Here is a 17,444-nt window from a genome sequence, read left to right on the forward strand (position 1 = left end):
GGTCAAGGCAGTCGGAGGACCGCGCGGAAGGCCGGCAGGTGGTCGGCGAGGAAGGCGTCCACCGTGCGGGCGGGGCGGCCGAGCAGGTCGGGGACGGCGGTGGTCACCCCGGCCAGCGAGCCCGCGGCGACCTGGCGCAGCAGTTCGGCCAGGCCCGCGGTGAAGCCGGCCGGGAGGCCCTGGGCGGCCAGTGCGGCGGAGACCTCGTCCGGGGTGAGGGGCGCGAGGCCGACCGTCCGGCCCAGGGCGTGCGAGATCCGGGTGGCCAGCTCCCGGTCGGTGACGGCCTCCGGCCCGGTCAGGACGAAGGACTCGCCGGGGCGCGGCGGCCCCGTCAGCAGGACCTCCGCACACTCGGCGATGTCCCGGCAGTCGATGTGCGAGACGGGCGCGCCGCCGTAGCGGCCGACCAGGCGCCCGTCGGGGGTGAACGTGCCCGGGGCCAGCAGGTTCTGCAGGAAGCCGGAGGGTTGCAGGAGCGTCCAGGCGACCGGGCCGGACTCGGCGAGGCGGCGGTCGAGCACGCCGTGCGCGCCCCCGGCGAGCGGGCGGCCGGGCGCGGCGTGCCACACCGAGACCTTCACCACCCGTTCGACGCCCGCCGCCGCGGCCGCGTCGATGACGGAGCCGAGCCGGCGGACCATCGGCTGCTCCCCGTCCACCGGCACCGCGCCGGGCCCGTTCAGGAACAGTCGGTCGACGCCGTCGAACGCGGCGGTGAGCGAGCCCGGATCGGCGAAGTCGCCTACGGCGTACGCGCAGCCCAGGGCGCGGCCCTTGGCCTCGTCCCGGACCAGGGCGCGGAACTCGGCGTCCCGGTCGGCGAGTCGGCGGACCAGGTGGCGGCCGATCGAGCCGGTGGCTCCGGTCAGCAGGATCACGGCGGGTTCTCCCCTGTCTGGTGTTCCGTGGCGCGGCGGACGGCGCGCCGATAAGCTGAGGCATCCTCGATTTCGAGGTAAGTCGAGGATGCCTCGACTTGACCGCCGACCGCAAGAGCCGATGTGCAGGGGGCGGCCACCAGGGCCGATCGCAGGAACCGACCGCGAGGGCCGGCCGCAAGGGCCCGGCCGGGAAAGGGAGATGACGTGACCGAGACCGTCCGCCGCCGTCCGCGCGCCGACGCGCGGCGCAACCGCGAGCGGCTGCTCGCCGAGGCCGACGCCGTCTTCCGGGAGGAGGGCACCGGCGCCTCGCTGGAGCGGGTGGCCCGCCGCGCCGGGGTGGCCATCGGCACGCTCTACGGCCACTTCCCGACCCGCGCCGCGCTGATCGCCGCGCTGCTGGACGCGCGCAACCAGGAGCTGTTCGCGCACGGGGACGGACTCGCCGAGCACCCCGACCCGGCCCGGGCGCTGGCCGACTGGGTCCGCGCGGTGGTCCGGCACGCCGCCGCCTACCAGGGCCTGGCCGCCACGCTGGCCGCCCGTTCCGACGAACTCCAGGACTCCTGCCACCGGTTGACGGCCATCGGCGACCGCCTGGTCGACCGGGCCCGCCGGGCGGGCGCCCTGCGCGGCGACACCACGGGCGCGGACGTGTTCACCCTGATGAACGCCGCCGCCTGGGCCCGCGAGCACGACACCGAGGACCAGGCCGACCGGCTGCTCGACCTCGCGCTGGCGGGGATGATCGCGCGGTGACGCGGGGGCGGGGGCGGGGGCGGGGGCGGAAGGTGGACGGGGTGGACGGGCGGCGGCCACGGCGGCGCCGGGGCCGGTGAGTTCGCGCGGGTGTTCAACGGTGACGGAACTTTCAACACATTCACCGGTCATATGACTGGATGGTGGGCGTACTGATTGGGCACTGTGGTGGCGGGCCGGACGTCGGCCGCGCCGAGGGGAGTCGGTGCGGGGCCGGGCGTGGTGCGGCCCGTACCGGATCGGCCCTCTCGCTGCTGCGGAGCGTGCAGTCATGCCCGTGTCGGTTCACATGTTTCCAGGCCAGGGGGACTTCCCCGTGCGGACGCTGTACCGGGCCGCCGCCCGGGACGGTGCCCTGCGCCGCGCGCTGCGGGCCGTCTACGAGGAGATCGACGCCACCGTCGCGACCGCCGCCGCCACCGTCGATGATCCCGCCGTCGATGACGCCGCCCCGCTTCCGGCACCCCCGCACCCGCCCCCGTCCCCCCGCCGGCCGCCCTGCTGCTCGGCGAACACCCGCCCGGCGGGAGGGAGTTGGCCGAGGGCCCGGTCGGCCTCCAGCAACTGGCCCACTACGGTGCGGCGGTGGCCTGGCAGCGGGTCCTGACCGAGCGGTACGGGCCGCCCGACGCGCTGCTGGCCGTCAGCTTCGGGGAACTCGCCGCGCTGACCGCCGCCGGTGCCTGGACGGTCGGGGCCGGCGCGCGCGCCGCGTACGGCTTGGCCCGGGTGCTGGCCCGGACGCCCGGCGGGCTGACCCTGATCGGCTGCGGGGAGCCGCGGGCGGCCGCGCTGGCCGCCCGCGCCGGGGGCGGCCGGGTCGCCGTCGGCTGCGTCAACAGCCCCGGGGAGTGCGTGCTCGTCGGGCCGGTCGACCGGCTGACCGCCGTCGAGCGGCTCGCCGCCGAGCAGGGCGTCACCGCGGTCCGGCTGCGCCTGCCCTTCACCTCGCACCACCCGGAACTCGACCGGCAACGGCGGCAGTTCGAGGAGATCCTGCGCGGCGGCCCGGCGATCGGGGAGCCCGCCGTCCCGGTCTACTCGGCCGTCGCCGGACGCCGCTACACCCCCGCCGACGACCTGGCCGCCCGCGCCGCCGACTGCCTGGTCCGCCCCGCCCACCTGCCCGGGCCCTCGCCCTGCTCGCCGCCCACGGCCACACCGACTACCGCGAGGCCGGTCCGGGCGGCGCGCTGAGCCGCAACGCCGCCGACTGCCTGCGCGGCACCGGCGCCCGGGTGCACACCCCACCGTCCGGCCGGCCGTTCGCCCCACCGTCCGATCGACTGCTCGCCCCACCGCCCGACCAACCGCTCGCCTCACCGCCTGCCCCACCACCTGACCAACCGCCGACCCCCGCAGCGAGAAGGACCGTGACGATGACCGAGGAGCCGACGAGGACCCTGGACGAACTGCTGCACGGTCGCCACCACCCCGGCTACCTGCCCCGCCTGCACCGCGCCCTGGCCCGGCACCCCTACCGGGTCGCCGAGTCCGCCGCCGAGCGCGAGCCCTACCTGTACCGCCGCCTGCGCGCCCTGCTGCGCGCCCTGCCCGCTGCCGCCGACCTGCACGCCGACGCCGACGCGCTGGCCGCCGCCCTGGCCTGGGCCACCGTCGCCGACCCCCGGCTCGGCATGACGGTGGTCACCCAGAGCATCCTGGGCCAGGGTTCGCTGTTGCGGCTGGCCGGCGGGCCCAAGGACGTCCGGCCGGAGCTCGACGCCGTCGACGCCGGTGCCCTGCGGATCGGCTACCTGGTCACCGAGGCCGGCCGCGCCAGCAGCCACCTCGGCGCCGGGACGGTGGCCGAATTCGACCCCGGGCGGCGTGAGTTCGTGCTGCGCACCCCCACCGCGGCGGACCGGAAGTTCGGCGGCGTGGCCGGGCACCCCGGGCCGCGCGGAGCCGTGGTGATCGCCCGCGCGGTGGACGGGCGGGGCCGGGAGGGCGGGGTGTTCGCCTTCCTGGTGCGCCTGGCCGACCACGACGGCCCGCGCCCGGGCGTCACCCTCTCCCCGCCCGTCCCGGTCGGCGCGCTCCCGCTCGGCTACCACCGGATCGGGTTCGACGGCGTCCGCGTCCCCGAGGCGCACTGGCTGCGGGACGACGCCGACCTCGACGAGCACGGCCGCCTGCGCGACCCGCGCACCCCGAGGACCGGCTGCGCCGCACCCTCGCCGTCGGCCGGGACCTGTGGGGCGTCCTGCCCACCGCGCTGGCCGCGCTGGCCCGCCAGTCCGCGGTGCTCGCCGTCCGGCACTCCGCCACCGCGAGACCCGCGCCGCACTCGCCCCCGGCAGCCCCCTGCTCGCCCACCGCAGCCAGCAGCGCGCCCTGCTCGGCGCCCTCGCCGACGCCTTCGCGCTCAGCTGCGCCGCCGCCCGCGCTCGCGAACTGCTCGCCGCCGCGCGGGAGTCCGACACCGCCGGCGCCGAGGCCGGATTCGCGCCCTGGTCCGCCGTCAGCCGCCCGCTGTCCGCGTACAAGGCGCACTGCGCCGACGAGGCCGAACGGATCGTCGCCGAGTGCCAGCGCCGCTGCGGCCACGCCGGACTCGCCGACGACAACCGGCTGGCCGGCTACCACGGCTTCGCCCGCTCCTTCGACCCGGCCGGCGGCGACAGCCGGCTGATCCGCTACGACCTCGGGCGCGCCCTGCTCGACGACCCGCCCGCCACCGGCACCGCCACCGGCACCGGCGCCCTCCCGCCCGTCCCGGCCGACCTCGCCGACCCCGGCTGGTGGCCCGCCGTGCTGGCCCGCCACCAGCACACCCTCACCGGGTGGCTGCGCCGGGCCCGCACCGAGCACGCGCCCGGCTCCGCCACCCCCTTCGAGGTGTGGAACCCGCTGCTCGACCGGGCGGCCGAACTCGGCGCCACCTACGCCGCCCGGCTCGCCGCCGAGGACCTTCCGCGCGCCCTCGCCACCCTCCCCCCGGACGAGGCCACCACCGCCCTCGCCCACCTCGCCGCCCTGCGCGCCGCCGACCGGACGGCCGGCGCCCTGCTGCGCCACCGCACCCTCACCCCGGGCGACCTGGTCGGCCTGGAGAACGCCCTGGAGCGCGGCTACGACCGGCTGCTGCCGCACCTGGAGCGGATCGAACGCGCCTTCGCCTTCCCGGACGACCTGGTCCGGGCCCGCGACGGCGCGCCCGAGGCCCGACCGGCCGCCGCCGACCCCACCGACCCCGCCGACCCCGCCGAGCGGAAGGAGCCGGGGCCGTGAACGCGGTGGGCGTGTGGGGCACCGGGCGGTACGTGCCGGCCCGAGTGCGGAGCAACGCGGAGGTCGCGGCCGGGACGGGGGTGACGCCGGAGTGGATCGCGGAGCGCACCGGCGTGCGCCGCCGGCACGTCGCGGACGGGTCGCAGGCGGCCTCGGACCTGGCCGCGGAGGCGGTGCGCCGGGCGCTGGCCTCGGCGGGCGTGACGGCCCGGCAGCTCGGGCTGCTGGTCTGCGCGACCTCGACGCCGGACGAGCTGGGCCCGGCGACGGCCTGCCGGGTGCAGGCCCTGGTCGGGGCGGTCGACGCCGTCGCGCTCGACGTCTCCGCGGCCTGCTCGGGCTGGCTGTTCGGCGCGAAGGTCGCGCACGACTGGCTGCGGGAGGCGGACGGGCCGATGCTCGCGGTGGTGGTCGGGGTGGAGGCGTACTCGAAGTTCCTCGACCCCGCGGACCGGGCCACCGCCGTGCTGTTCGCGGACGGGGCCGCCGCCACCGTGCTGGGCCCGGTCGAACCGCCGGGCGGGCTGGGCGGGTTCCGGCTGGGCTCGGACGGCAGGCTCGCGGACCGGGTGCTGATCCCGGCCGGCGGCAGCCGACGCCCGGCGACCCGGCAGACCCTCGCGGAGGGCGCGCACCGCATCCGGATGGACGGGCGGACGGTGAGCCGGTTCATCCGGGACGCCTTCCCGCGGATGCTCGGCGAGACGCTGGAGCGCCACGGCCTGACCACCGACGACATCGACCACGTGATCACCCACCAGCCCAACCCCGTCCTGGTGCGCCGGCTCGCCGCCGAGGCGGGCCTCGCCGACCGGATGACCGTGGTCGGCGACCTGGTCGGCAACATCGGTGCGGCCAGCGCCCCGTACGCACTGGCCACCGCGCACGCCGAGGGCCGGCTGCAACCCGGCGACCTGATCCTGCTGACCGTCTTCGGCGCCGGCATGACCTGGGGCAGCGCCCTGCTGCGCTGGTCCGAGACCCGCCCCGGAACCCGCCCCGAAGCCCGTCCCGGAACCCCTCCCGGCATCCGTCCGGAGACCCGCCCCGGCAGCCGCACCGACACCGGGACCGGGGCCGACACCGCGGCCGACCCGCACCGCACCGAACGGAAGGAAGAACTGTCATGAGCAGCAGCACACTGCCGGGCGCGTTCCGGCTGGACGGCGCCCGCGCCCTGGTGACCGGGGCCTCCCGGGGCATCGGGCGGGCCTGCGCGCTGGCGCTGGCCGAGGCCGGGTGCGAGGTCGTGCTGACCGCCCGGTCGGCGGCGGCGCTGCACGCGGTCGCGGAGGAGGCCGAGGCGCTCGGCGCCCGGGCCCGGGCGCTGCCCGCGGACCTGGGCGCAGCGGGCGCGCCGAGCGCCGTGGTGGCGGAGGCGGCCGCCGCGCTGGGCGGGATCGACGTGCTGGTGCACAACGCCGGGGTGCTGCCCACGGCGGCGGACGGCAGCCCCGTCCTGGTGCCGTTCCAGCACTCCGCGCAGGACGACTGGGAGCACGTGATCGCCGTCAACCTGAACGTCACGGCCGAGCTGTGCCGGGCCGCGCACCCGCACCTGGCGGCCTCCGGGCGGGCCTCGCTGGTCCTGATGTCCTCGGCGGCCGGGCTGATGGGCACCCCGATGCTGGAGGCGTACGCGGCCTCGAAGGCCGCCCAGATCTCGCTGGCCCGCAGCCTGGGGGTCGGCTGGGCGCGGGAGGGCATCCGGGTGAACGCGGTCTGTCCCGGCTGGGTGACCACCGACATGACGAGTTTCGCGTCCGACGCGGAGCCGGTCTCGCAGTGGCTGATGAGCCACGTCCCGCAGGGCCGCTGGGGCACCCCCGAGGACGTCGCCGCGGCGGTGCTGTTCCTGGCCTCGCCCGCCGCCGACCTGGTCACCGCGCAGACCCTGGTGCTGGACGGCGGGCTCAGCACCCCGGACGGCGGACTGGCGGGCGTCCCCAAGCCGCCGTCCCCGTTCGCGGCCTGAGGGAGCGCCGGATGCCCCGCCGGATGACCGGCCGGATGCCCCGCGCGGCCGTCGTCGGCCTCGGCTCCTGCCTGCCCGCCCGCAGCGTCGACAACGAGGAGGTGATCGCCGAGGGCGGGCTCGACAGCAGCGACGAGTGGGTCCGCCGGCGCACCGGCATCCACCGTCGCCGCCGCGTCGCGCCCGGCACCGCCACCGGCGACCTCGCCGTGTACGCCGCCGCCGCCGCGATCGAATCCGCCGACGCCGCACCGGACTTCGTCCTGCTCGCCACCACCACCCCCGACCACCCCTGCCCCGCCACCTCCCCCGCCGTCGCCCACCGGCTCGGCCTGCCGCAGGTCCCCGCCCTCGACCTGGCCGCGGTCTGCTCCGGCTTCCTGTACGCGCTGGCCACCGCCGACGCCCTGGTGCGGGCCGGGGCCTGCCGCCGCCCGCTGGTGATCGGCGCCGACACCTACTCCACCATCGTCGACCCCGCCGACCGCGACACCGCCGCCCTGTTCGGCGACGGCGCCGGAGCGGTGCTGCTGGCCGCCGCCGAGGACGGCGCGCCCGGCGCCCTGCACGCCGCCGACCTGGGCAGCGACGGCGGCGGGGCGGCCCTGATCACCATCGGCGCGGGCGGCTCCCGGCACCCCGACCGGCAGCGGCGGGACCCGGACGCGCACTGGTTCCGGATGCGCGGCCGGTCGGTCTACGGCCAGGCCGTCCGCCACCTCACCGACTCCGCCGCCCGGGCGCTGGCCGCCGCCGGGTGGAGACCCGCCGACCTGGGCGCGTTCGTCGCCCACCAGGCCAACCAGCGCATCCTCGACTCGGTCGCCGACCGCCTCGGCCTGCCGCCCGCCGTCCGCTTCGGCAACCTGCGCGACCTCGGCAACACCGCCGCCGCGTCCATCCCGCTGGTGCTCGCCGACGACGGCCCGCAGCGCGCCCTCGCCCCCGGCACCCCCACCCTGCTCACCGCCTTCGGCGGCGGCCTCACCTGGGCGTCCGTCGCCCTCACCTGGCCCGCCGCCACCCCCGTCCGCCGCACCCTGGGCTGACGCCCCGCCACCAGGAGGAGACCCCCGTGGACCAGGTCACCGCACGCATCACCGCCGTCCTCACCGAGAAGTTCGACGTCCCCGCCGAGCTGGTCACCGCCCGGGCGAGCTTCCAGGAGCTCGACCTCGACTCGCTGTCCGTCGTCGAGCTGTACGTCACCCTCCAGGAGGAGTGGGGCGTCCCGCTGGACGCCGAGGCCGCCACCGGCGAGGTGACGGTCGGCGAACTCGCCGACGAGGTGCGGAAGTCACTGGAGGGGAGGCGGCCCGACGATGACTGACCGGATCGTGGTCACCGGCACCGGGACGGTCACCGCCGGGGGCGACGGGACGGACGCGACCTGGCGCACCCTGTGCGAGGGCCGCGGCACCGCCCGGCCCGACCCCGGCCTGGCCGGCACCCCGGTGCCGATCAGCTGCCGCCCGCCGCACCCCGACCGGGCCCCCGTCCGGCAGGGCTGGCGGCTGGACCGCTCCACCCGCTACCTGCTCACCGCCGCCCGGGAAGCCCTCCGGGAGGCCGGGATCGAGGCGTTCGGCGAACGGCCCCCCGACTGGGACCCGGGCCGGGTCGCCGTGGTGGTCGGCTCGGCCGCCGGGGGCGTGGCCGTTCTGGAGGACGCCCACCGTCGACTGCTGGAACGCGGACCGGACGCGCTCTCCCCGCTCACCCTCACCGGCTACCTGCCCAACCTGTCCGCCGCCGGCCACCTCGCCCTCGCGCTGCGCACCACCGGCCCCGCCCTGCACACCTCCACCGCCTGCGCCTCCGGCGCCAACGCGATCGCGCACGCCGCGCTGCTGCTGGCCACCGGGGCCTGCGACCTCGCGGTGGCGGGCGGAACCGACGCGATGGCGACCCCGCTGTGCGCCGCCGCCTTCGCCCGGACCGGCGCGCTCTCCCGGCGCACCGACCGGCCCGCCACCGCGTCCCGCCCCTTCGACCGGGACCGCGACGGCTTCGTGCTCGGCGAGGGCGCCGGCGTCCTGGTGCTGGAGCGGGCCGCCGACGCCGCCGCCCGCCGCGCTCCCGCCCTGGCCCACCTCGCCGGGTGGGCCACCACCTCCGACGCCCACCACCCCGTCGCGCCCGACCCGGCCGGCCGCGGCCTGCGCACCGCCGTCACGCTCGCCCTGCGGGCCGCCGACGCCGGGCCCGAGCAGGTCGACCACGTCAACGCGCACGGCACCGGCACCCCGCAGGGCGACCGGGTCGAAGCCGCCGCGATCCGCGACCTGTTCGCCCGCACCCCGCCCAGCGTCACCTCCGCCAAGGGCGCCCTCGGCCACACCATGGGCGCGGCTGGCGCGATCGAGGCCGCCCTCACCGTCCGCACCCTGCTCACCGGCACCGTCCCGCCCACTGCCAACCACGACGCCCCCGGCCCCGACACCGCCGGGATCGACCTGGTCACCGGCGCACCCCGCCGGCACGCGCCCCGGCTGGCCCTCAGCCACTCGATCGGCTTCGGCGGCCACAACACCGTGCTGGCGCTGCGCCGCTGACCGGCCGTCCGGCGCTCGGTCACAGGCGGCGCGGGCCGACCCCGCCCTCGGCCAGGCTGTCACCCGGGTTCAGCAGTGCGCACGCCTTCATCGACAGGCAGCCGCAGCCGATGCAGCCGGTCAGTTCGGCCTCCAGCCGCTCGATGGTCTGCCGGCGCTCCTCCAGGCGGCGCTTCCAGCCGCGCGAGGCGCGCTGCCACTCCTGGTGGCTGGGCGGCCGGTCCAGCGGCACGTCGGCGAACGCCGCCCGGACGTCCTCCAGCGGGACGCCGATCCGCTTCGCCACCGAGACCAGCGCGATCCGGCGCAGCATGTGCCGCGGGTAGTGCCGCCGCCCCCGCCCGTCGCGCTCGGAGGCGATCAGGCCCAGCTCCTCGTAGAACCGCAGCGCCGACACCGCCACCCCCGTCCGCGCGCTGACCTCGCCGATCGCCAGCCAGTCGCCCGCCGCAGGCCGCCCGCCACCGGACCGATGGGCCGTCATCCCCGCCTCCCCGCCTCCCCTGTTGACCTCAACCTTACGTGAGGACCTACGGTCGGCTGCGCCAGCACGGCGAGCACCACCGACCCGGAGAGGACCGCACCCCGATGACCTTTGTGATCGCCCTGCCCTGCGTCGACGTCAAGGACAGGGCCTGCGTGGACGACTGCCCCGTCGACTGCATCTACGAGGGGGAGCGGATGCTCTACGTCCACCCCGACGAGTGCATCGACTGCGGCGCCTGCGAACCGGTCTGCCCGGTCGAGGCGATCTTCTATGAGGACGACCTCCCGGAGGAGTGGCAGCCCTTCACCCCCGCCAACGCCGAGTTCTTCGACGACCTCGGCACCCCGGGCGGCAGCGCCAAACTCGGCCTGATCCCCAAGGACCACCCCGCGGTGGCCGCCCTCCCCGTCCAGCACACCGCCTGACCGACACCCCCCGCCCCGCACCGGGGCGGGGGACGAGGTGGTCGGGCACGTGGTGGGGCGCGGCGCGGCGCGGGCGTACTGCACCACGCTGGACGCGGTGGTGTGCGCCGTCTTCCGGGGCACCGTCGACGACTTCGGCCACGACGGCGAGCGGTGGGAGGCCGTGGTCGGGTGGAGCGGCGGCTACCTGGACCGCGACACCCTGGCGGTGGTGCTGTACGGCGAGGACGCGGAGACCGGGCAGGAGCGGTTCCGCAGCCACCGGGTCGACGCGCGCACCGGCCGCGACCTCGGCGCGTTCGACTCCGGCGCCCGGGACTGCTACGACCTGCGCCCGCTCGGCGACGGCAGCCGGCTGACCACCGACGGGTCCGGCCACCCCGTGCGCCGCTTCCTGCCCGCGGAGCCGGACTGACGGCCGGTCAGGAGGCCCGCCGGGCCGGTCCGTCCGGCGCGCGGCGGCGGAGTCCGTCAGGGGGCGGACGGGGCGGGACCGGCGGGCTTGCGGGCCTCGAACAGGGTGCGGGACATGGTGGAGACGAACACGCCCTCGCGCTCGATCAGTCCGTGCAGCGCGCGCAGGCGCTCGCGGTAGCGGTCGACCGAGAAGTCCGGCACCGTCCAGACCACCTTGCGCAGGAACCAGACCACCGCGCCGACGTCGAAGAACTCCAGGCGCAGCCGCTCGTTGCGGCACCGCACCACCTCCAGCCCGGCCGCCCGGGCCCGTCCGGCCTCCACCTCGTGCTCGCGGGCGGTGGGCACCGGGAACGGGCCGAGGAAGAACGCGCTCAGCTCGACGTTGGTGCGTCCGCCCACGTGCTGGGCGAAGTAGGTGCCGCCGGGGGCCAGCACCCGGGCGATCTCCGGGAAGTCCACCGCGGCCGGGTGGCGGCTGGTCACCAGGTCGAACGCGCCGTCCGCGAACGGCAGCGGCGCGTCGGCCGGGGAGGACACCAGCACGGCGCCCATCGGTGCAGCCGCCGGGTGGCCAGCGCCGCGTTCGGCGCCCAGCCCTCGGTGGCCGCCATCGTGCGCGGGAAGTGCGGGAAGTCCGCCGCGCCCGCGCCCGCGAGCACCTCGCCGCCGCCGGTCTGCAGGTCGAGCGCCGCGCGGGCGGCGGCCAGCCGCTCGCCCAGCAGCCGCTGGTAGCCCCAGGACGGGCGCTGCTCGGTGGCCCGGCCGTCGAGCCAGGCGAAACCCCAGCCGTCGACGGGGGCGGCCCCGGCCTCGTCGACCAGGGCGTCGAATGATCGGTCCATGGCCATCATCCAAGCACGTCAGGGCCGGTGGACCGGGGGATTTAACGCTCCGTAGAATCTTGCCGACAAGGTGTCGGCAACCGCTTGACTTAGGTGAGCCTCACCTAAATAATCGAGTGGATTCGATCTTTGGAGGCCCTTCCCGATGTCCAGCCCCGATCAGCAGCCCGCCGCCTTCTCCGCCCTGCTCCGCACCGCCAGCGCCGAGGAGCACCAGGCGGCCGAGCAGTCCTCCTTCATGAGCGACCTGCTCGGCGGGCGGCTCGGCGTCCAGGCCTACACCGACCTCACCGGCCAGCTCTGGTACGTCTACCGCGCCCTGGAGTCCCGCCTGGACGCCCTGGCCGCCGACCCGCTGGCCGGCCCGCTGATCGACCGCGCCCTGCTGCGCACCGCCGCCATCGAGCGCGACCTCGACCACCTGGCCGGCCCGGACTGGCGCGGCACGCTCGCCCCGCTGCCCGCCACCGAGGCGATCGCCGCCCGGATCGAGGAACTCGCCGACACCTGGCCGGCCGGCTACCTCGCCCACCACTACACCCGCTACCTCGGCGACCTGTCGGGCGGTCAGATCATCCGCGGCGTCGCCGAGCGCACCTGGGGCTTCGAGCGCAAGGGCGACGGCGTCCGGTTCTACGTCTTCGAGGAGATCGACAACCCGGCCGCGTTCAAGCGCGACTACCGCGCCAAGCTGGACGCCGCGGGCGCGCTGATGGACGAGGTCGAGCAGCGCCGGGTCGCCGAGGAGTGCAAGCGCGCCTTCGTCCTCAACGGCGCGATATTCAGCGAGCTCGGCGGGCGGTACCCGCTGAGCGCCTGAACACCTGGGCGGTTGGACGCCTGGGCGGTTGGACGCCTGGACGCCTGGACGCCTGGACGCCTGGACACCTGGGCGGCTGGACACCTGGGCGCCCGGGCGAGTGGGGCGCCGCGAGGCCCGGTGCGGGAACCGTTCCCGCACCGGGCCTCGTCGTCGTCCGTGCCGGATCGGGACGGGGGCGTACCGGGTCGGGGCGGGTGACGGGGCGGCCGTGCGCTCGGGCATCATCGTCCGCATGAGCGACACGCACAACGACCAGTTGGACACCCGCTGGCAGGGCTTCCTCGGCCTGCCCTTCCCGCAGAGCTGCTACCGGCGTTCGCCCGCCGGCGAGGACCTGGTGCTGCTGGACAGCCACCTCGCGGGCTGCGTGTCCGCCGCGTTGACCGGCCCGCTCGACCAACGCCGCAGAGCGGCCCTGCGCACCGGCATCGCCACCGTCGACCGCATCCTGCCCGAACTGGCCGACGACCCCGGGGCCGCCGACTACTTCACCCGCCTGCGCGAACTGGCCGTCCTGGCCGCCGCCCGGTAGGCCCCGTCCGCCGGGAGCCGGGGAGGACGCGGTCGGGCCCGCGCGGACGTGTCCGCGCGGGCCCGAGACGGGGTCAGCGGGCCTACTCGGCCGCGGCGGTGTCGGCGGTGGCGGTGCCGGAGGAGCGGCGGCGGACCAGGACGGTGGTCGCCCCGCCCACCAGCAGCAGCCCGGCCGCGGTGGCCAGCATCGGCACGGTGCCGGTGCCGCCGCCGGTGAAGGCCAGCTCACCGCCGGTGCCGCCGGAGGTGGTGAGGGTGGCCCCACCGGTGCCGCCGGTGCCGGTGCCGGTGCCGGTGCCCGTGCCCGTTCCGGTGCCGGTGGTCGGGGTGCCGGACGGCAGGGTCGCGTTCCGGTCGAAGGAGAGGACCGCCGTCACCGGGGCCAGCTCCTTGCCCTCCTTGTACTGGCCGAACACCGGCACGCCCTCGGCCGTCAGCGTCGCCGGGACCTGGCGCAGCGTCACCACGCCGTCGACCGGGGTGAAGTCGGCCTGGGCGAGGTCCAGCTTGGCGATCTTCGCCCCGGTCAGCCGGACCGGCTCCCCGCCGGAGAGCGAGTTGGCGGTCACGTCGGCCACCAGGTACGCGCCGGAGGTGTCCACCCGCAGGCCCAGGTGGGAGAGGGCGGTGTCCAACTGGTAGTGCCCGTCGGCCGCCTGGTGCCCGAGGAAGCGCACCGACCCGGCGAAGCCCGCCGACAGCGCGTGGGTGTCCGTCCGGTAGCTGCCGCTGCCCGAACCGAAGCGGAACTCGGCCGCGCCGCCGCCGAACTCCACCTTGCCGTTGGCGATCGGACCCGTCACGTAGGCCAGGAAGTCGGACTGCACGTTCCACTCCAGCCGGCCGTCGACGATCGCCAGCTCGTTGCCCGCCGGGGTGGAGGCGGACGCGGACGCGGAGGGCGAGGGCGAGGAGGACGGCGCGGTGGAGGCGGAGGCGGACGCCGAGGGCGACGGGGAGGAGGACGGCGCGGTGGAGGCGGAGGCGGACGCGGAGGGCGAGGGCGAGGAGGACGGCGCGGGCGAGGCCGAAGCGGAGGCCGAGGCCGAGGCGGAGGGGGACGGGGCGGGCGTCTGCTTGAGGACGATCGACAGCGGGTCCAGCGCGGTGCCCTCGGGGTAGAACCCGGCGAACGCCTTCGCGCCGTCGGCGGTCAGGGTGGCGGCGGTGGCCCCGCCGTTGGTGGTGTCGCGGGCGACGGTGAAGGTGGCCAGCGCGACGTCCTGGCGCAGCGTCGGGGCGGCGGCGCCGATGCTCTCCTTCGAGGCGGTGTCCGCGGTGAGGGTGCCGGTGGTGCCCTCGGTGACGATCCGCAGGTCGCTGATCGCGATGTCCAGCGCGCCGTCGTGGGCGAGGAAGCGCACCCCGCCGTCGAAGGCCGCGTTCAGCCGGTGCGTCGTCAGGTCGTAGCCCGCGGAGGCCAGGTTGAAGTGGTACGAGCCGTCCGCGTTGGTGGTGGCCCCGCCGCTCAGCGTGACGCTCCCGCCGCCGGCCGGGCCGGTCACGTAGCTGCGGAAGCTCGCCTTGACGCCCCAGTCCAGCGAACCGGTGTCGTAGCTGACGGTGGTGGGGGCGCCGGCGCCGAAGGCGAGTGAGGGCAGGCCGAAGGCGGTCAGGCCGAGACCCGCGGTCGCGGCGGCCAGCGCGGCCAGCCGGGTGCGGTTGCGGTGGCGGACGGCAGGGGTGTGGGACATGGATCGGACTCCGGAATCGGTGGGGTGAGGGGGGAGGAGGGGCCGGGGGAGCGGCCGGGGACCTGCCGGGGGGGCGTTCGGGAACGGGGGCGTTCAGGAACGCCTGCGGCGCCGGACGACGAGCGTCGTGGCCGCCGCCACCGCCGCGGCGAGCACCAGGGCGAGGGTGGTGATCAGGGCGGTGCGGGAGGAGGAGGACGTGGCGGCGGCGACGGGCGCGGTGGCCGGGGAGGGCGTGGGCGTGGGCGTCGCGCCGAGGTCGGGCAGCGGTGGGACGGCCGCGGCGGGGGTGAGCGGGAGGTTGACGGTGAGCGGGTCCATCTCGGTGCCGGCCGGGTAGAGGTTGCCGAAGGCGCCCGCACCGGCGGCGGTGAGGGTGAGCGGCAGGTCGGTGGCGGTGAGGAGGTCGTTCTCGGTCTTCAGGGCGCTCGCGTCGAAGGTGGCGATCTCGGTGGTGGCGGCGGTGCGGGTGGTGCCGTCGGGGGTGCGGCCGGAGACGTCGACGGTCAGGCGGCCCTCGGTGCCGGCGGCGGTCAGGCGCGGGTTGGCGAGTGTCAGGTCCAGGCCGAGGGCGTCGCCCTCGCGCAGGCCGGTGAAGCGGACGGTGCCGGTGAAGCCCGCGTCGAGGGTGCGGGTGGCCGGGTCCCAGGTGCCGCGGGCGGGCGTCCAGCGGAAGAACGCCCCGCCGTCGGCCGCGCCGTCGCCGAGCTGCCAACCGCCCTGGGCGATCGAGCCGGTGACGTAGTCGCGGAAGGTCCGCCGGACGCCCCAGTCGAGCGCGCCCCGGTCGAGGGCGGTGGCGGTGGCGGTGGCGCTCGGGGCGGCTCCGGCCGCGCTCTCCGCGGGCTCCGGGGCGGCGGTCGGGGTGGGCGTCGGGGTGGGTGTCGGCGTCGGGGAGGGCGCAGTGGCCGGGGACTTGAGCGTCACGGAGAAGGTGAGCGGGTCGAGCGCGGTGCCCGCGGTGTAGAAGCCGCCGAAGGCACTGGCCCCGGCCGAGGTCAGCGTCGCGGGGACGTTGCTGAGGGTGAGGGTGCCGGAGGCGTTCTTGAGCGAGACGCCGGAGAGCGAGAGGTCGGCCAGCCGGGCCTGGCCGGTGCTGGAGGTCTTGCCGGTCTCGCGGGACTTGGAGCTGACGTCCGCGTACAGGGCGGCGCTGCCGTCGGCCGCGGCCTTGACGGTGAGGTGGGAGATCGAGAGGTCGAGCGCGTTGCTGCCGTTCTCCTGGTGGCCGGTGAAGCGGACCCCGCCCTGGAAGGCGGCGGAGAGCGCGCCGGTGGCCGGGTCGTAGCTGCCGGCCGCGGAGTGGAAGCGGAACGCCGAGCCGCCGACGGTGGCCGCGCCGCCGGTCAGGGCCCACTTGCCGTTGGCGATCGGGCCGGTGACGTAGGTGAGGAAGGACTGCTTGATGCCCCAGTCGAGCCGGCCGCCGGAGACCGCCGGATCGGCCGCGGCGGCCCGGCCGGGGAGCCAGGCCAGGGCCAGCAGCAGGGCGAGCGGCAGCACGAGGGCGGTGCGCAGCCGGCCGGCCGGGCGGCGGGGTGGTACGGGGGGCCGTCCGGGGACGGGCATGGCGGATCACTCCTCGGCGGAGGGGAAGCGGGCAGGTGGCAGGGGGTGCGGGGGGAGGCGACCCCCTTGCTCAATTGAGGTAAGGCTAACCTAATATATGAGTCAAGTGTCCCGACCACGACCCCCCTGGGCGACCTCGACGGGACGTCAACGCACCGAGAAAGGCCCGAGGTTGACCCGCACCCTCCGCGACCGGACCAGAACCGCCCCCGCCGTCCTGCTCGCCGTCCTCGGACTCCTGCTCGGTGCCGCCGCCTGCTCCACCGGCGAGGCCGCCCCCGGCGCACCGGCGGCCTCCGCCACCGCCGCCACCGCCGACCCCGACCGGATCGAGGCGCTGCCCGACACCCCCGCGCCCCGCCTGCCCGTCACCGTCCCCTCCGCCGACGGCCGACAGGTCACCGTCACCAGCGCGGACCGGATCATCCCGCTCAACGGCAGCCTGGCCGAGCTGGTGTTCAGCCTCGGCCTCGGCGACCGCGCGGTGGCCCGTGACGTGTCCACCACCTTCGAGCAGGCCGCGAAACTCCCCGTCATCACCCAGGCCCACGAGGTCTCCGCCGAAGGCGTGCTCTCCCTGCACCCCACCGTGGTGCTCGCCGACCGCAGCACCGGCCCCGCCGAGGCCGTCGACCAGATCCGCGCCGCCGGCGTTCCGCTGATCGTCCTGGACGACGCCAAGAAGCTCGACGACGTCGGCCCCCGGATCGACCGGGTCGCCGCCGCCCTCGGCGTGCCCGAGGCCGGCGCCCGGCTCAAGGAGCGCACGCAGCGTCAGATCGCCGACGTGCAGGCACAGCTCCCGGCCGCCGGGGCCACCCGCCCCAAGGTCGCCTTCCTCTACCTGCGCGGCAGCGCCTCCGTCTTCCTGCTCGGCGGCCCCGACTCCGGCGCGCCCTCGCTGATCGAGGCCGCCGGCGGCGAGGACGCCGGCACCGCCGCCCACCTCACCGGCGACTTCACCCCGCTCACCAGCGAAGCCCTGGTCAAGGCCGCCCCCGACGCGATCCTGGTGATGACCAAGGGCCTGGAGTCGGTCGGCGGCGTCGACGGCCTGCTCCACCTCCCCGGCGTCGCCCAGACCCCCGCCGGACTCGACCGCCGGATCATCGCCGTCGACGACGGCCGCCTGCTCTCCTACGGCCCGCGCACCCCCGAGGTGCTGCGCGACCTCGCCACCCAGCTGCACCGGGACGCCGAGTGACCGCCACCCTGCCCGAGACCGGCCCGACCGGCCCGACCG

General features: G+C 76.8%; 18 protein-coding genes and 1 pseudogene. 13 read left to right on the top strand and 6 right to left on the bottom strand.

Annotated elements, in window-relative coordinates:
* Nucleotides 1-2: 2 nt before the first annotated feature.
* Nucleotides 3-881, bottom strand: coding sequence for an NAD(P)H-binding protein (locus tag QMQ26_RS35070; RefSeq protein ID WP_282204130.1), 879 nt, complete (start codon nucleotides 879-881; stop codon nucleotides 3-5).
* A 207-nt stretch (nucleotides 882-1,088) separates the two neighbouring features.
* Between QMQ26_RS35070 and QMQ26_RS35075 the strand changes: the two genes are divergently transcribed.
* Nucleotides 1,089-1,643, top strand: coding sequence for a TetR/AcrR family transcriptional regulator (locus QMQ26_RS35075; RefSeq protein WP_282204131.1), 555 nt, complete (start codon nucleotides 1,089-1,091; stop codon nucleotides 1,641-1,643).
* Nucleotides 1,644-2,177: 534 nt separating this feature from the next.
* Complete coding sequence (locus QMQ26_RS35080; RefSeq protein WP_282204132.1) at nucleotides 2,178-2,840, top strand: acyltransferase domain-containing protein; 663 nt, start codon at nucleotides 2,178-2,180, stop codon at nucleotides 2,838-2,840.
* A gap of 122 nt (nucleotides 2,841-2,962) precedes the next feature.
* On the opposite strand, the gene QMQ26_RS35085 is transcribed toward QMQ26_RS35080, so the two are convergent.
* Complete coding sequence (locus QMQ26_RS35085; RefSeq protein ID WP_282204133.1) at nucleotides 2,963-3,772, bottom strand: hypothetical protein; 810 nt, start codon at nucleotides 3,770-3,772, stop codon at nucleotides 2,963-2,965.
* A gap of 67 nt (nucleotides 3,773-3,839) precedes the next feature.
* On the opposite strand from QMQ26_RS35085, the gene QMQ26_RS35090 reads away from it, so the two are divergent.
* The 6 genes from QMQ26_RS35090 to QMQ26_RS35115 are packed head-to-tail and all read left to right on the top strand — an operon-like array spanning nucleotide 3,840 to nucleotide 9,407.
* The gene (locus QMQ26_RS35090) at nucleotides 3,840-4,877 is read left to right on the top strand and encodes an acyl-CoA dehydrogenase family protein (protein ID WP_282204134.1); all 1,038 of its coding nucleotides are present in this window, start codon (nucleotides 3,840-3,842) and stop codon (nucleotides 4,875-4,877) included.
* Nucleotides 4,874-6,007, top strand: a complete 1,134-nt coding sequence (locus QMQ26_RS35095) for a 3-oxoacyl-ACP synthase III family protein (protein WP_282204135.1) — start codon at nucleotides 4,874-4,876, stop codon at nucleotides 6,005-6,007. Before QMQ26_RS35090 ends, QMQ26_RS35095 begins: the two co-directional genes overlap by 4 nt.
* Entirely contained in the window at nucleotides 6,004-6,852 is an 849-nt protein-coding gene (locus QMQ26_RS35100; RefSeq protein WP_282204136.1) for an SDR family NAD(P)-dependent oxidoreductase, read from the top strand. Before QMQ26_RS35095 ends, QMQ26_RS35100 begins: the two co-directional genes overlap by 4 nt.
* Before the next feature lie 11 nt (nucleotides 6,853-6,863).
* Entirely contained in the window at nucleotides 6,864-7,901 is a 1,038-nt protein-coding gene (locus QMQ26_RS35105) for a beta-ketoacyl-ACP synthase 3 (protein ID WP_282204137.1), read from the top strand.
* A gap of 26 nt (nucleotides 7,902-7,927) precedes the next feature.
* Nucleotides 7,928-8,182 carry an acyl carrier protein gene (locus QMQ26_RS35110; RefSeq protein ID WP_100838814.1) on the top strand — a complete coding sequence of 85 codons (255 nt, stop codon included), beginning with the start codon at nucleotides 7,928-7,930 and terminating at the stop codon, nucleotides 8,180-8,182.
* Nucleotides 8,175-9,407 carry a beta-ketoacyl-[acyl-carrier-protein] synthase family protein gene (locus tag QMQ26_RS35115; protein WP_282204138.1) on the top strand — a complete coding sequence of 411 codons (1,233 nt, stop codon included), beginning with the start codon at nucleotides 8,175-8,177 and terminating at the stop codon, nucleotides 9,405-9,407. The genes QMQ26_RS35110 and QMQ26_RS35115 overlap by 8 nt, the downstream gene beginning before the upstream one ends.
* 19 nt (nucleotides 9,408-9,426) lie before the next feature.
* On the opposite strand, the gene soxR is transcribed toward QMQ26_RS35115, so the two are convergent.
* Nucleotides 9,427-9,891 carry a redox-sensitive transcriptional activator SoxR gene (gene soxR / locus QMQ26_RS35120; protein WP_100838812.1) on the bottom strand — a complete coding sequence of 155 codons (465 nt, stop codon included), beginning with the start codon at nucleotides 9,889-9,891 and terminating at the stop codon, nucleotides 9,427-9,429.
* Between the two features lie 104 nt (nucleotides 9,892-9,995).
* On the opposite strand from soxR, the gene fdxA reads away from it, so the two are divergent.
* Nucleotides 9,996-10,319, top strand: a complete 324-nt coding sequence (gene fdxA, locus QMQ26_RS35125; protein WP_100838811.1) for a ferredoxin — start codon at nucleotides 9,996-9,998, stop codon at nucleotides 10,317-10,319.
* A gap of 49 nt (nucleotides 10,320-10,368) precedes the next feature.
* Nucleotides 10,369-10,734, top strand: coding sequence for a hypothetical protein (locus QMQ26_RS35130; RefSeq protein WP_282204139.1), 366 nt, complete (start codon nucleotides 10,369-10,371; stop codon nucleotides 10,732-10,734).
* 56 nt (nucleotides 10,735-10,790) lie between these two features.
* Here QMQ26_RS35130 and QMQ26_RS35135 read toward each other — a convergent pair.
* Nucleotides 10,791-11,581: pseudogene (locus QMQ26_RS35135) on the bottom strand (methyltransferase domain-containing protein).
* Nucleotides 11,582-11,726: 145 nt separating this feature from the next.
* On the opposite strand from QMQ26_RS35135, the gene QMQ26_RS35140 reads away from it, so the two are divergent.
* Nucleotides 11,727-12,401, top strand: a complete 675-nt coding sequence (locus QMQ26_RS35140) for a biliverdin-producing heme oxygenase (protein WP_100838809.1) — start codon at nucleotides 11,727-11,729, stop codon at nucleotides 12,399-12,401.
* A gap of 235 nt (nucleotides 12,402-12,636) precedes the next feature.
* Nucleotides 12,637-12,936, top strand: a complete 300-nt coding sequence (locus tag QMQ26_RS35145; protein WP_159073218.1) for a hypothetical protein — start codon at nucleotides 12,637-12,639, stop codon at nucleotides 12,934-12,936.
* An 82-nt stretch (nucleotides 12,937-13,018) separates the two neighbouring features.
* Here the strand turns inward: QMQ26_RS35145 and QMQ26_RS35150 are convergent, their stop codons facing one another.
* Together QMQ26_RS35150 and QMQ26_RS35155 are read right to left on the bottom strand one after the other, a co-directional pair.
* Nucleotides 13,019-14,632, bottom strand: a complete 1,614-nt coding sequence (locus tag QMQ26_RS35150; protein WP_282204140.1) for an HtaA domain-containing protein — start codon at nucleotides 14,630-14,632, stop codon at nucleotides 13,019-13,021.
* A gap of 93 nt (nucleotides 14,633-14,725) precedes the next feature.
* Nucleotides 14,726-16,201, bottom strand: a complete 1,476-nt coding sequence (locus QMQ26_RS35155) for an HtaA domain-containing protein (protein WP_282204141.1) — start codon at nucleotides 16,199-16,201, stop codon at nucleotides 14,726-14,728.
* Between the two features lie 172 nt (nucleotides 16,202-16,373).
* On the opposite strand from QMQ26_RS35155, the gene QMQ26_RS35160 reads away from it, so the two are divergent.
* Nucleotides 16,374-17,405 (top strand): heme/hemin ABC transporter substrate-binding protein, encoded by a 1,032-nt coding sequence (locus QMQ26_RS35160; RefSeq protein WP_282204142.1) that lies wholly within the window; start codon nucleotides 16,374-16,376, stop codon nucleotides 17,403-17,405.
* Nucleotides 17,406-17,444: the final 39 nt, after the last annotated feature.

The organism is Kitasatospora fiedleri (assembly GCF_948472415.1).
Taxonomy (GTDB): Bacteria; Actinomycetota; Actinomycetes; order Streptomycetales; family Streptomycetaceae; genus Kitasatospora; species Kitasatospora fiedleri.

Bases quoted from the DNA above. Each gene is read 5' to 3' on its own strand.
- QMQ26_RS35100 (WP_282204136.1), top strand. From the start codon at position 6,004: ATGAGCAGCAGCACACTGCCGGGCGCGTTCCGGCTGGACGGCGCCCGC.
- QMQ26_RS35155 (WP_282204141.1), bottom strand. From the start codon at position 16,201: ATGCCCGTCCCCGGACGGCCCCCCGTACCACCCCGCCGCCCGGCCGGC.
- QMQ26_RS35115 (WP_282204138.1), top strand. From the start codon at position 8,175: ATGACTGACCGGATCGTGGTCACCGGCACCGGGACGGTCACCGCCGGG.
- QMQ26_RS35105 (WP_282204137.1), top strand. From the start codon at position 6,864: ATGCCCCGCCGGATGACCGGCCGGATGCCCCGCGCGGCCGTCGTCGGC.
- soxR (WP_100838812.1), bottom strand. From the start codon at position 9,891: ATGACGGCCCATCGGTCCGGTGGCGGGCGGCCTGCGGCGGGCGACTGG.
- QMQ26_RS35145 (WP_159073218.1), top strand. From the start codon at position 12,637: ATGAGCGACACGCACAACGACCAGTTGGACACCCGCTGGCAGGGCTTC.
- fdxA (WP_100838811.1), top strand. From the start codon at position 9,996: ATGACCTTTGTGATCGCCCTGCCCTGCGTCGACGTCAAGGACAGGGCC.
- QMQ26_RS35150 (WP_282204140.1), bottom strand. From the start codon at position 14,632: ATGTCCCACACCCCTGCCGTCCGCCACCGCAACCGCACCCGGCTGGCC.
- QMQ26_RS35140 (WP_100838809.1), top strand. From the start codon at position 11,727: ATGTCCAGCCCCGATCAGCAGCCCGCCGCCTTCTCCGCCCTGCTCCGC.